We start from the raw sequence: 15,447 nt of genomic DNA, 5'->3' as shown, positions 1-15,447 counted from the left end.
GACCGTCGGCCTCGACGAAGAAGGGGACGGGACCTCACCGAGGTCCCGTCCCCTTCTCACGCGCTCAGCTCACCCGGTCTCGACGCTCGAGGTGTCGGGACAGAACGGGCGCAATCGTCCCAAGTGCCTCGGCCGACGTCATGTCCCAGTGCGTTGCCGCAACGGGTACGAGTTCGACGTCACCGGCGACGACACCACGCCAGGCCTCGACGCCGCGTGTGCCGTCCAGATCGGCGCTGAAGTAGAGCAGGTCACCCACGAAGCGTTCCGTCGGGCGGTACTCGTCGGTCACGGCGGACGCGTGCACGACACCGGACACCAGTGCCGCGATTCGATCACGGTCGAACTGACCGAACGGTGTGGCCAGGCCCTGCAGTGCTTCGACAGCACCGTCGACGGTGAGCTCGCCGAGCAACGGATTCTCGTCGAGGCCGGCACCGAGTCCGCCCAGCAGATCCGCCAATGAGGCTTCCTCCCCCGCGCTCTGCTCTGCATCGTCGGCCGCGATGTGGCTGTCGAGCATCGCCAGGGTGCCCACCTCGTCGCCGGCCGCGGACAGTTGCAGAGCCATGGCGTGCGCGATCGAACCACCCATCGACCAGCCGATGAGGTGGTAGGGGCCGCTCGGCTGAATCCGTCGGATCTCGGCGATGTACCGGGTCGCCCAGTCCTCGATGGTGGCAGGCAGGTCGCTGTCGCCGCTCAGGGCGGGCGACTGCAGCCCGTAGATCGGGCGGTTCGGATCCAGGTGTCCGGCCAGCCCCGCGAAACCCCACGCGAGGCCCGTGACGGGGTGGATGCACCACAGCGGAGCCGGCGCATCTCCGGCGGGACCGTCGTTCTCGGCGACACGCAGCGGAACCACGACTCCGAAGGCGGTGTCCCCCGGGCTGCCCACGTTCTCGAGATCGATGCGTGCGGCCAGGCCCTCGACGGTCGGCGCAACGAAGAGCCACTGCAGGGCGACGTCGATGCGGTGCTCGTCCCGCAGCGCTGAAACCACCTTCACCGCGACGAGCGAATTGCCACCCAGCGAGAAGAAGTCGTCATCCAATCCCACGCGATCGACGTCGAGCACAGCGGCGAAGGCCGAGGCCACCGCGATCTCGGTCGCGGTGTCCGGGGCGCGGAACTCGCGGGCCTCGAAGGCAGGTTCGGGCAGTGCCCTGCGGTCGAGCTTGCCCGAACCCGACAGCGGGAACTCGTCCAGGACGACGAAGGCCGTCGGCACCATGTAGGACGCGAGGTTGTCGGCGGTCGCGGCACGCAACGCCGTCGTGTCGATCGCCTCGCCTCGAACCGGCACCACGTAGGCCACCAGCCGGTCGCTTCTGACCTCGACCGCCGCCTGCGCGATGGACTCCTGAGCGAGGATCACCGCCTCGATCTCCCCCAGCTCGATTCGCAGGCCGCGAATCTTCACCTGGAAATCGGTGCGGCCGAGATACACCAGTTCTCCGTTGTTGTCCCACCGCACGAGGTCTCCGGTGCGATACATCCGTCCGCCGACGTCGTGAGGGCTCGCGACGAACCGGTCGGCGGACAGATCCACTCGGCCGTGGTAGCCGCGCGCCAGCTGGTCGCCCGCGAGATAGAGCTCCCCGGCGACGCCGACGGGGACCTGACGAAGCCGGTCGTCGAGCACGTACGCGCGGGTGTTCCACACCGGCCGCCCGATCGGAACATGTGCCGCGGAAGGACCGGCGAGTTCGTGGAACGTCGTCGTGATCGCGGCTTCGGTCGGGCCGTACGTGTTGTGCAGCGTACCGACGCAGAATTCGCCCAGTTCCTCGGCGAGCTCCGCCGTCAGCTCCTCACCTCCGGCGAACAGATGCCGGAGAGTACTCAGGGCGTCGCCCTCCCCCTCCGCAAGGAGCGTCGCGAGCACCGAAGGCACGAACTCGGCGACCGTGATCCGGTTGTCGCGCATCACCGATGCCAGATAGTCGAGCTCCCGATGACCGCCGGCACGGGTAATCACGAGCAGGGCACCGACGGCCAGCGGCAGGAAACACTCCCACACCGACACGTCGAAGGTGAACGGTGCGCGCTGCATGATGCGGTCGTCGGCAGTGATGTCGTATTCGTCTGCCAGCCAGCGCAACTGATTGACGATCGCCCCGTGGCTGACGGACACGCCCTTCGGGCGTCCCGTCGAACCCGACGTGAAGATCACGTACGCGGTGTTGGAGGGTCGTAGGGGAAGCAGTCGTTCGGAATCCGTGACGGGGGTGTCGTCGTACGCCGACAGATCCAGCGCGTCCACCTCGAACCGGCGCACCCCCTCCGGGAGCACCCGCGCCCGGGCCGACGTCGTCAGCACCAGCTCCGGCGCCGCGACGTCGAGGACGTACCGGATTCGCTCACCCGGATGCTCCGGATCGATCGGCACGTACGCTCCGCCGGCCTTCACGATCGCGTACATCGCCACGAGCATGTCGAGCGACCGGTCGAGGGCAAGCCCGACGAGGGCCTCGGGACCGACGCCGTGCGCGATCAGGTGACGAGCCAGCCGATTGACGCGGGCGTCGAACTCCCGGTAGGTGAGCGTGACGCGCTCGAACGACACCGCCGCGGCGTCCGGCCGCACCCGGACACTGGAGTCGACGAGATCGGCCAGCGTCTCCGGCACCACGACGCGCGCAGTGGAATTCGATCCTCCGACCAGCTCGCGGTGCTCCGTGGGATCCGCGACGTCGAGCAGACCGATCCGGGTGTCGGGCGCGGCAACCACCTGGTGCAGGATCCGCACCAACCCGTCGACGAGCCGATGTGCAGTGGCGTCGTCGAAGATGTCCGTCGAATAGGTCAGGTGGACGTCGATTCCGGCCGGACGGCCATTGCTGTCCCGATTGTCGGCACACGCGAAGTCGAGATCGAACTGCGTTGTGGCGGACGACGCATCGACAGTGGAGATGTGCAGGTCTCCGAGCGAGAACTCGGTGCGTCCGAGGTTCTGGAACGCCAGACTCACCTGGAAGAGCGGCGAGTACGACTGTGAACGAACGGGATCGACCACCTCGACGAGGCGTTCGAACGGCAGATCGGCGTTGTCGAACGCGGCGAGGTCGGTTTCCCGAGCGTGCGCGATCATCTCGGCGAACGCCCACTCGTCGTCGATCCGTGTGCGCAGCACCAAGGTTCCGACGAACATACCGATCAGATCGTCGAGAACTGCCTCGCCGCGACCGGCCGTCGGGGTTCCCACGGCGATGTCGGAGTTGCCGCTGTACCGGGACATCAACACGGCCAGGGCTGCATGCACGACCATGAACGGGGTTGCCCGGTGCGCCCGCGCCAACGCCTCGATTCCCGTATGCAGATCGGCATCGATCCGAACGGTGTGGGCGCCGCCTCGACCCGACGACACCGCCGGGCGAGGGCGATCCACCGGAAGGTCGAGCACGTCGGGCAGTCCGTCGAGCGCATCTCGCCAGTATTCGATCTGCTTGGACACCAGGCTGTCCGGGTCGTCCTCCGAGCCGAGGAGTTCCCTCTGCCACATCGCAAAATCGGAGAACTGGACCTGCAGCGGCTGCCACGCGGGAGCGCGGCCTGCAGTCCGGGCCGCGTACGCGAACATGACGTCGCGTGCGAGCGGTCGCGTCGAGAACCCGTCGGCCGCGATGTGGTGCACGACGACCGCGAGGACGAAGTCGTCCGGGCCGACCCGGAGCAGGCTTCCCCGTAGCGGAACCTGGGCCGTCACATCGAACGACGCGTGCACCAGGTCGGCGAGTCGGCCGAGCAGTTCGTGCTCGGGGACGTCCACCGGTGTCAGGTCCGGGGCTCCGCCGTCCAGGACCAGCTGGTAGCAGGTGCCGTCGATCTCCGGGTACACGGTGCGCAGGACCTCGTGCCGGTCCACGACGTCCTCGATTGCGGCCTGCAACGCCTCGACGTCGAGCGCGCCGGTGAGCCTGAGGAGCATGGGGATGTGGTACGCCGAAGACTCCGGGTCGTACCGGTTGAGGAACCACATCCGTTGTTGCGCAAGGGACAGCGGGATTCGTTCCGGACGCTCACGGGCGACCAGCGCCATGCGGCGTCCACCCCCGCCGAGCTTCTCCACGCCCGCGGCGAGTGCCGCGACGGTCGAGTCCCCGAACACCAACCGCACCGGAACATCGAGGTCGACCGCTGCGCCGATCCGTGCCACGGCCTGTGTCGCGATCAGCGAGTTTCCGCCCAGTTCGAAGAAGTCGTCGTCCAGGCCCACTCGCTCGATGCCCAGCAGGTCACCGAAAACCTCGGCGACGACCTGTTCGATCGCAGTGGTGGGTTCCCGGAAATCCCGGACGCCGATCACCGGATCGGGTAGTGCCCTGCGGTCCACCTTCCCGTTCACGTTGAGCGGCAAGGCATCGAGCTCGACGAAGGCCGACGGCACCATGTAGGACGGAATCGACTGGGAGAGAGCGAGTTCGATGCCGGTCGCGTCGAACTCCGAGACAGCGTCCGGCACGACGTAGGCCACGAGTCGATCGCCCACCCTCTCGTCGCTCCACACCGTGACCACAGCTTCCGCGACCGTGTCGAGCGCTCGCAACGCGGCTTCGATCTCCCCTAGCTCGATGCGGAAGCCGCGCACCTTGACCTGGAAGTCGGCGCGCCCGACGTAGTCGAGGGTGCCGTCGGGCCGCCAGGACGCGATGTCGCCGGTGCGGTACATCCGCTCCCCCGCGCGCCCGAACGGGTCGGCCACGAACCGGTCCGCGGTGAGCGCCGGACGTCCGAAGTAGCCGCGGGCCAGCTGCGAGCCGGCGAGATACAACTCCCCGGGCACGCCGACCGGCACCGGACGCAACCGGTCGTCGAGGACGAGGAGCCGGGTGTTCCACTCGGGGCCGCCGATCGGTACCGCGGCACCGTCGACACCGGCGACGCGCTGCGCCGTCACCGACACCGCCGCCTCCGTGGGCCCGTAGAGGTTGACGAGTTCTGCTGTCCCGGAGACGATCCGCGCCGCGGTGTCCACCGGGAGCACCTCGCCGATCGTGAGGATGCGGCGCAGCGAGCCGGGAAGCCTGTCCCCGGACTCGACGAGCAGCGCCTGCAGCATCGACGGGACGGCGTGCAGGGTCGTCACGCCCTCACGACGCATCAGCGTGTTGAGGTAGGCCGGATCCCGATGGCCGTCCGCCGATGCGACGACGAGGCGTCCGCCCGAGGTCAGCGCGGACCAGAACTCCCAGACGGACAGGTCGAACGTGGCGGCCGTCTTCAGGAGCGCCGCGTCCGAGGCATCGAGTCCGTACTCGGCGCGCTTCCACTCGAGCTGGTTGACGACGGCCGTGTGGCTGACCGCCACGCCCTTCGGCCGGCCCGTCGAACCCGACGTGAAGATCACGTACGCGGTGTTCGCTTCCCGCAGGGGTGCCGTGCGCTCGCGATCCGCGATCGGACCGGCTGCGAACCGCGCGCCGTCGAAGGTGTCGACGTGCAGCACCGGAACAGCGGCGGCGACCGAGAAACCGTCCCGCTCGGTGGACAGCACGCAGGTCGGCTGCGCCGCCTCGAGGATGTAGTCGGTGCGGTCGGCGGGGTGGTCCGGATCGATCGGCACGTACGCGCCACCGGCCTTCGCGACGGCGTACATGCCGACGATCAGTTCCACGGATCGGCGCATCGCCAGCGCGACGAGCGACTCCGGCCCCACGCCGAGCTCGATCAGCCGGCGTGCGAGACGGTTGACACGATCGTCGAGCTCCCGATAGGTCAGGTTCCCACCGTCCGCGACCAGCGCGGGCGCATCGGGTGCAATCGCCACCTGCGCATCGAACAGGTCGACGAGCGTCCCCGTCCGCTCGATCGTGTGCGCGGTGTCGTTCCATTCGGTGAGCACACGCTCGCGCTCACCGGAGTCGATCATGTCGAGATCACCGACCGGGAGGGCCGGATTCACCACGACGGCACGCAGGATCCGCGTGTACATCCGGGCGAACCGCCGAACGGTGTCTTCGGTGAACAGGTCCGTGGCATAGGTGAAGTTCACGGTGAAGTCGGCCGGGTTGCCGTCGGTGTCGACGTCGTCGACGACCGTCACGTGGAGGTCGAACTTGGCGATCTCGAACGGGGTGTCGATCGGGGCGACCTCGAGGTCCGGAAGCTCGAGTGCTCCGGTCTTCATGTTCTGGAACGAGAATCCGACCTGGAACAGCGGGTGCCTGGCCCTCGACCGCACCGGGTTGAGAACCTCCACGAGACGCTCGAACGGCACGTCGTCGTTGGCGAAGGCGTCCAGGTCCGCGCCCCGGACACGGTCCAGCAGGTCCGCGAACGGTTCCGCGAGATCCACCCCGACCCGCAGTGCGAGGGTGTTGACGAACATTCCGACCAGGTCGTCGAGCGCGGCCTCACCGCGCCCCGCGATGGGCGTGCCGACGACGATGTCTCCCGAGCGGGAGAGGCGGGCAAGGAGAACCGCGAGGGCCGCATGCATCACCATGAACGACGTGGCGCCGTGCTCCCGGGCCAGTTCGACGAGCCGGCGGTGTGTCTGCGCGTCCACCCCGGCGCCGACCGTCGAGCCGGCATACGACTGCTCCGCCGGGCGCGGACGATCGGTCGGCAGATCCAGCTGGTCGGGCACACCGGCCAGCTGGTCGCGCCAGAACGCGATCTGCTGCGAGACAAGGGATTCGGTATCGTCTTCGGATCCCAGAGTTTCCCGTTGCCACACGGCATAGTCCGCATACTGAACGTCCAACGGCGCCCAACCGGGAGCCGCGCCGGCGCAGCGGGCGACATATGCGGTCATGACGTCCCGGATCAGTGGCCCCACCGAGACACCGTCGGACGAGATGTGGTGCACCACCAGGGCGAGGACGTACTCGGATCCGCCCTCGACCTGCGCGTCCGCTTCGACCACCTGGAACAGACGAATCCGCAGCGGGACCTCGGTCGTGACGTCGAATCGTGTGAAGGCGAGCGCCGACAGTCGCGCACTCAGTTCCTCGGCGTTCACCCGCTCGGGACCGAAATCCCACCCGGACAGCGCAGCGTCGACGGGGAGCACCGACTGGTAGCCGACTCCGTCGACTTCCGGATACCGAGTGCGCAGCGACTCGTGTCGCCCGACGACGTCCCCGACGGCCAGACGAAGCGCCTCCACGTCGAGCCGCCCCGACAGGCGCACCGCGATCGGGATGTTGTTGACGGCCGACTCGGGTTCGAGCCGGTTGAGGAACCACATGCGCCGCTGCGCGAGTGACAGCGGGACCCGTTCGTCCCGCGGCGTCGCCACGAGCGTGGCGCGGCCGCCATCGACCTCCGTATGAAGTTGCGCGGCAAGACTTTCCACGGTGGAACTGTCGAACAGGTCGCGCACCGGGACGCGGGCGCCGAGGGCGGCACCGAGCCTGGCCACCACCTGTGTGGCGACGAGCGAGTTTCCACCGAGGTCGAAGAAGTCGTCGTCGAGTCCCACCTGATCGACACCGAGCACCTCGGCGAACACCTCGGCGACGAGCAGTTCCGTCGCGGTGACCGGCGCGCGGAACACTCGATTCTCGAAGACCGGCTCGGGCAGGGCCTGACGATCCAGCTTGCCGACCGCCGTCAGTGGAATCTCGTCGAGGACCACGATGGACGCCGGAACCATGTACGACGGCAACAGCGATTCGACGTGTCGCATCATGGTGGCCGCGTCCACGCCGTCGTCGGCAAGGACGTACGAGACGAGTGCTGTCTGGCCGGACGGCATCCGGTGACCGATCGTGGTCGCGAACGACACTCCACGGCAATCGGTGAGCGCCGAATCGATCTCGCCGAGTTCGATGCGGAAGCCCCGCACCTTGACCTGGAAGTCGGAGCGTCCGACGTACTCGATCGACAGGTCGGTCACACCCCCCGTCGCTCCGCTCGCCGAGACCGTCCACCGCACGACATCCCCGGTGCGGTACATCCGCTGCCCGGGTGCCCCGAACGGGTTCGCGACGAACCGGTCCGAAGTGAGTCCGGCGCGGCCGTGGTAGCCCCGTGCAAGCGCGCCGCCCGACAGATACAGCTCACCCGCGACGCCCACCGGAACGGGCCGCAGCCGGGTGTCGAGGATCAGCGCCCCGACGCCGGCGACCGGCGCGCCGACGGTGATCGGCTTGCCCGCGAACAGTTCACCGCGGGTCGACACGATCGTGGTCTCGGTGGGGCCGTAGGCGTTGAAGAACTGCCGGTCGGGCGCCCAGCGTCCCACCAGTTCCGTGGTCGACGCATCGCCGCCGACCGACAGCAGTCGCAGGTCGTCGAGACCGGTGGGATCCATCGATCCCAGCACGGCCGGGGTGATGATCGAGACGGTCACGCGGCGCTGCGCCAGCAGCGCGTGCAATTCCTCGCCGCCGATGATCGACGGAGGCACCACCACGAGCTCCGCGCCGGCCGCGGCGGCCAGCGCCCATTCGAACACCGACGGGTCGAAGCTCGGCGAGCAGATGTGCAGCACGCGGTCGGTCGCGTCCACGTCGTACAGCTCGACCGACTGGTCCACCAGTCCGGACAGTCCGCGGTGGGTCACGACGACGCCCTTCGGCTTGCCCGTCGATCCGGACGTGTAGATCACGTAGGCGGCGTGGTCCAGCAGCAGCGTACGTGTCCGGTCGGCGTCGCCGACGGGCGTCACCGGGTGTCCCGCGTCGGCTGCCGCGCGTTCGAGATCACCCAACGACCACCACGAGACGGCGCCCGGCAGGCTGTCGATCGCGTCGGCGGCCGCGATGCCCAGCACGGCAGCGGAATCGGTCACCATGTGCTCGATGCGATCGCCGGGGTACGTCGGGTCCACCGGGACGAACGCTGCGCCGGTCTTCGCGACCGCCCACACGCACAGCACCATCTCCCAGGAACGCGGGAACGACAGCGCGACAACGCTCTCCGGGCCGAGCCCGCGTGCGATCAGTTCACGGGCAAGCACACTCGACCGCTCGTCGAGGTCGCGGTAGGTGAGCGTCGTAGCGCCGCAACTCAGAGCGGGCGCGGCCGGATTCGTCGTCACGTGGCGTCCGAGGATCGCGGTGAGCGTCTCGACGCGGGTGACCCCGGGCCCCTCGACACCGGTGAGGGTGCCGAGTTCGGACGCGGAGAGCAGGACGGCGTCGCCGACGGCCGCGGAATCGTCCGCCACCACCGATTCGAGGACCCGGACGAACCTGTCGCCGAGATCCCGGATCGTGGCCTCGTCGAACAGATCGGTGGCATAGGTCATCTCGACCAGACGCTCGGCGACCGTCACCTGCAGATCGAACTTCGCGAGTGCGATGTCGAAGTCGACTCCCGACACCGTGAGCCCGGGCAGTTCGAGGGACTGCTGGGCGATCCCGCTCTGGAAGGCCAACGCCACCTGGAACAGCGGGTGCCGGGCCTGCGAGCGCGCCGGGTCGAGGATCTCGACCAGACGCTCGAACGGCAGGTCCGCGTGCTCGAACGCGGCCAGGTCGGTGGACCGGACCTGAGCGAGGAGGTCGGCGAAGGACCGTCCGCCGTCGACCTCGGTCCGCAGGACCAGGGTGTTGACGAACATGCCGACGACGTCGTCGAGGGCGGCCTCGCCGCGGCCCGCGACCGGGGTGCCGATCGCGATGTCGGAGGTGCCGCTCAGCCGTGCGAGCAGCACCGCCAGCGCCGCATGGACCACCATGAACGGCGTCGCACCGTGCACTCGAGCGACGTTGTCGATGCCGTCCTGTAGCTCGGCACCGATCGAGAACCTGTGCGTGGCACCACTGTTGGAGGCCACGGCCGGCCGGAGCCGGTCCGACGGCAGATCCAGCTGCTCGGGCAGGTCGGCGAGCTGCCCGGTCCAGTACGAGACCTGCTGCGCGATCAGCGACTCGGGCTCGTCCTCGCTGCCGAGGACCTCACGCTGCCACAGCGCGTAGTCGGCGTATTGGACGTCCAGCGGCGCCCAGCCCGGAACCTCGCCGGCCGAGCGGGCCGCATAGGCGAGCATCACGTCGCGGGTCAGCGGGCCCATCGAGAAACCGTCGGCCGCGATGTGATGCAGCACCAGGACCAGAACGTGATCGGTCGGCGACAGCGCGAACACCCGGGCCCGTACGGGGAGTTCGACAGTCAGGTCGAAGCCTGCGAGCGCCCATTCCTCGATCCGCCCGACGAGCGCATCGTCGGTGACCGGTTCGATCTCGAGTCCGAAGTCCACCGCATCGGTGGACCGGATCAACTGGTGGCCCACACCGTTCGTGTCGGGGAACACCGTCCGCAGCGACTCGTGCCGCGCGAGGACGTCCTGCACCGCCGCACGCAGGGCCTCGGTGTCCAGCGCGCCGCTGAGCCGGATCGCGAGGGGAATGTTGTTCACCGCCGAGTCCGGCTCGAAACGGTTGAGGAACCACATGCGCTGCTGCGCAAGGGACAACGGCACCCGGTCCGGACGCGCCCCGGCCGCCAGCGCCTTACGGGCACCCGCACCCGCGAGCGACTGCAACGCCGACGCCAGCGCGTCGACGGTCGACGCCTCGAACAGCACCCGCACCGGAACCGTCGTGTCGAACGCGACGCCCAACCGGGCCACGACCTGCGTCGCCACCAGCGAGTTGCCACCCAGGGCAAAGAAGTCGTCGTCCAGACCAACCCGATCCACACCGAGCACATTGGCGAACACACCCGCGACGATCTCCTGCATCGGTGTCGTCGGCGCCCGGAACTCACGGACCTCGAACACCGGCTCCGGCAACGCCTTCCGATCCAACTTGCCCGACGCATTCAACGGGAACGCATCCAGCACGACGAAGGTCTGCGGAACCATGTACGACGCCAGGCTCTTGGCCACGTCTGCCTTCACCGCGGCCTCGTCGACCGTCGCGCCGGCCGCCGGCACCACGTACGCGACCAGCTGATCCGACTTCACCAGGACAACCGACTGCGCGATCGACTCCTGCGCCAACAGCGCGGTCTCGATCTCGCCCAGCTCGATCCGCAGACCACGCAACTTCACCTGGAAGTCCGTGCGACCGATGTAGTCGAGCTCGCCGCCCGCCGTCCACGTCACCAGGTCGCCCGTGCGATACATCCGCTCCCCGCCATCGGAGAACGGGTTCGCCACGAAACGATCCGCCGTCAGATCACTGCGGCCCACATAGCCGCGCGCCAGCTGGACGCCAGCCAGATACAACTCACCCGGAACACCCACCGGTACCGGGTTGAGACGCCCATCGAGCACGAACAGCTGCGTGTTCCACACCGGCGCACCGATCGACACCGACGCCACATCATCCGCGGTGACCTCGTGGAACGTCACATCCACCGCAGCCTCGGTCGGGCCGTACAGGTTGTGCAGCGCCGCACCCGGCACCACGTCACGCAGCCGCGCAGCCGTCTGTGCCGGCAACGCCTCGCCCGACGCGAACACCAGACGAAGCGAATCCACCTCGGCAACAGCAGGCTCCGCCACGAACACCGCCAGCATCGACGGCACGAAATGCGCCACGGTGACGCCGCGCTCGACCATCACCCGCGCCAAATACGCCGGATCCCGATGACCATCCGGGGCGGCGATCACCAACCGCGCACCCACCTGCAACGGCCAGAAGAACTCCCACACCGACACATCGAACGTGAACGGCGTCTTCTGCAGAACCGTGTCCGCCGAACCCAGGCCGTACTCGGCCTGCATCCACACCAGACGATTCACAATCGCCGCATGCTCGACCGCCACACCCTTCGGACGACCCGTCGAACCCGACGTGAAAATCACATACGCGGTGTTCGAACCACGCAGCGGGGCAACCCGATCCGCATCCGACAGCGAAGCATCCGAGAACCCGGACACATCCGTCTCGTCGAGAAGCACGACGGAGACAGACCTCTCCCCCGCGACCTCGAAACCGTCTCGCGACGTCGACAACACCAACGCCGGAACAGCCGTGTCCAGGATGTACCCGTTACGCTCCGCCGGCTGATCCGGATCCACCGGCACATACCCGGCACCCGCGGTCAGCACCGCATACATGCCCACCAACAGATCCAGTGATCGCCGCATCCCCAGACCCACCAACGAGTCCGGACCGACACCCTCCGCGATCAGGAACCTCGCCGTCCGATGAACCCGCGCCGCGAACTCGCCGTATGTCAACGACTCGCCCTCGAACACCACCGCAACAGCGTCCGGCGTCCGCGCCACCTGCGCCTCGAACAGATCCACCAACGTCGCATCCGGAACCGGGTGATCGGTGGCGTTCCACTCCCCCACCACCAGCGAGCGCTCCGCGGGCTCGAGCAGTTCGATATCGCCCACGGTCGACGACGGGGCGTCGACGACTGCACCCAGCACCTGATCGAACCGGCTCCCGAAGGTCACCATCGTCGACGCGTCGAACAGATCGGTGGCATACGTCAGTGCCACCGAGTAGCCGGCGTCGGCGGACTCGAGGATCGTCACCTGCAGATCGAACTTGGCTGTGGCCGCATCGAATTCGACCTCGGACACCGTCAGGTCGCCGAGTACGAGGTCGGCGCTGCCGAGGTTCTGGAAGCTGAGCATCACCTGGAACAGCGGATGCCGCGCCTGCGACCGGGCCGGGTCGAGGATCTCCACCAGCCGCTCGAACGGGATGTCGGCGTGCCCGAAGGCTGCGAGGTCGGAGGTGCGCACCTGCACCAGAAGTTCGTCGAAGGTCGCCGCGGGCTGCACATCGCTGCGCAGCACCAGGGTGTTGACGAACATGCCGATCATGTCGTCGAGCACCTGCTCGCCGCGACCGGCGACCGGGGTGCCGACCGCGATGTCCGACGTTCCGCTGAGCCGCGCGAGCAGCACCGACAGCGCCGCATGGACCACCATGAACGGGGTGGCGCCGCGCTGACGGGCCAGTTCGTCGATCGCCGTCGACAGCTCCGCACCGAGTTCGAACCGGTGGGTGGCGCCGTGGTTGGACGCGACGGCGGGACGCGGCCGGTCTGCGGGCAGATCCAGCTGGTCCGGAAGCCCGGCCAGCGTGGCCGTCCAGTGGGCGACCTGCTGCGCCAGCACCGACTGCGGGTCGTCCTCCGAGCCGAGAACGTCACGCTGCCACAGCGCGTAATCGGGGTACTGCACGTCGAGCGGAGCCCAGCCGGGCAGTGTCCCCGCGGACCGGGCCGCGTACGCGAGCATGACATCGCGGGTCAGCGGTCCGATCGAGAAGCCGTCGGCCGCAATGTGATGCACCACGAACACGAGCACGTGCTCGGTCGGCGACACCGCGAACAACCGTGCCCGAACCGGGATGTCGCGGGACAGCTCGAAACCCGCACCGACCAGGGCGCCGACCCGGTCCAGGATCGCGTCGACCGAAACATCCTCCACCGGAAGAAGTTCGCCGATCTCACTCGACTCGCGAATTACCTGGTGGCCGACGCCGTCGATGTCCGGGAACACCGTGCGCAGCGACTCGTGGCGGTCGACGACGTCGCTCACCGCGGCCCGCAGCGCCGCGACGTCGAGCGTGCCGGAGAGCCGGATCGCGACCGGAATGTTGTCGACGGTGGAGTCGGGTTCGAAGCGGTTCAGGAACCACATCCGCTGCTGCGCCAGCGCCAGCGGAATCCTTTCGGGGCGAGGGCCGGCCGTCAGCGCCGTGCGAGCGTCGCCGCCCGACGCGGCGTCGACCTGGGCCGCCAGCGCCTCCACCGTGGATGCTTCGAACACCGCACGCACCGGGATCTGCGCGGCGACCGCGGCCGACAGCCGGGACACCACCTGCGTTGCGATCAGCGAGTTGCCGCCGAGCTCGAAGAAGTCGTCGTCGAGACCCACCTGCGGGACGTCGAGCACGTCGGCGAACACCGACGCCACTAGTTCCTCCGTCGGGGTGACCGGCGCCCGGAACTCGCGGGCCTCGAAGACCGGAGCCGGCAGCGCCTGACGGTCCAGCTTGCCGACCGGGGTGAGGGGAATCGTGTCGAGGACCATGGCCGTGGAGGGCACCATGTGCCGGGGCAGCGATCGGCCGACGAACTCGAGCAGTGCGGGCACGTCGATCTGCCGGCCGGCCACCGGGCGCACATAGGAGACGAGGACCTTGCTGCCCGTCGTCGCCTCGTGGGCCACCGTGGCGGCGAAGTCGACGTCGTCGTGCTCGCCGAGCGCGGCGTCGATCTCGCCCAGCTCGATGCGGAATCCGCGGATCTTGACCTGGAAGTCGGAGCGTCCGACGTACTCGATCTGCTGGTTCGCGTTCCAGCGCACCACGTCTCCGGTGCGGTACATCCGGTTTCCGGGATCGCCGAACGGGCTTGCCACGAATCGTTCGGCGGTGAGCGCGAATCGGCCGTGATAGCCGCGCGCGACACCCGGGCCCGACACGTAGAGCTCGCCCGCGACACCGACCGGGGTGGGGCGCAACCGGTCGTCGAGCACCACGAGCGACATGCCCTGGGTGGGACCACCGATCGTGATCTGTTCACCGGGGACCAACGGATCGGAGATCGCGGTCATGATCGTGGTCTCGGTGGGGCCGTAGCCGTTGAAGAACCTGCGGCCGGACGTGGCCCAGCGCGCCACCAGGTCGGGCGGGCAGGCCTCGCCGCCGACGACGACGTCGAGGAAGGTGTCCAGCCCGGCCGGGTCGACCGACGCCAGCGCAGCCGGCGTCACGAATCCGTGCGTGACGCGGTGCGTCGCAATCAGTTCGGCGAGGTCGTCGCCGCCGTACACCGTGGGCGGCGCGATCACCATCGTCGAACCGGCGCCCACCGCGAGCAGCAGCTCGAGCACCGAGGCGTCGAAGCTGGGCGAGGCGAAGTGCAGCGTCCGGGCCTGCGGGGTGAGCCCGTACCGCCGGACCTGTTCGGCACAGAAGTCGCCGAGGCCGGCCTGGGTGACCACGACGCCCTTGGGCCGCCCCGTCGAACCCGACGTGTAGATCACGTAGGCCGGATCGGTGTCCGCCAACGTCCGGGTGCGGTCCGCGAAGGAGATCGGTTCCGGGGACCGATCGGCCAGCGCGCGTTCGAAGTCGTCGTCGAGCACCAGCCATTCGACGGAGTCCGCGAGCGCGTCGCGCGACTCGGCGGTCGTCAGTCCGACGAGGACACCCGAGTCGGTGACCATGTGCTCGACGCGGTCGGCCGGATAGTTCGGGTCGACGGGCACGTAGGCGGCACCCGACTTCGCGACACCCCACACCGCCGACACCGATTCGATGGACCGCGGGACGGCCACGGCAACGGAGTCGCCCGGCCCGATGCCCCGTTCGATCAGGACCCGGGCGAGGCGCGAGGACCACGCGTCGAGGTCCGCGTAGGTGCGGGAGCGGTCGGCGCACACGAGCGCGGTGGCCGACGGGTCCCGCTCGACGGCCGCAGCCAGCAGCTGCGGCAGCGTCGTCGACCGGGGACGGCTCCGCCGCGTAGGGCGTTCGCGCCGCTCCGGCCGCGGGCGCCTGGTGCGCTTGCGTTCGTCTCCGTCACTCCCGTGCAGCTCCCGACTCTGCTCGCTCATGCGTTCCGAAC

General features: G+C 68.7%; 1 protein-coding gene. It reads right to left on the bottom strand.

Features of this window, described 5'->3' with window-relative positions; translation table 11 throughout:
- Positions 1-64: 64 nt before the first annotated feature.
- The gene (locus tag LCL87_RS10720; protein WP_225019426.1) at positions 65-15,436 is read right to left on the bottom strand and encodes a non-ribosomal peptide synthetase; all 15,372 of its coding nucleotides are present in this window, start codon (positions 15,434-15,436) and stop codon (positions 65-67) included.
- Positions 15,437-15,447: the final 11 nt, after the last annotated feature.

The sequence above is a fragment of the Prescottella equi genome, from assembly GCF_020171745.1.
GTDB classification, from domain to species: domain Bacteria; phylum Actinomycetota; class Actinomycetes; order Mycobacteriales; family Mycobacteriaceae; genus Prescottella; species Prescottella equi_A.
The sequence above is the reverse complement of the archived record's forward strand: the minus strand, read 5'-3'. Positions and strand labels throughout refer to the sequence as shown.

Excerpts from the sequence above, each read along its gene's own strand:
- LCL87_RS10720 (WP_225019426.1), bottom strand. The coding sequence starts at position 15,436 with ATGAGCGAGCAGAGTCGGGAGCTGCACGGGAGTGACGGAGACGAACGC.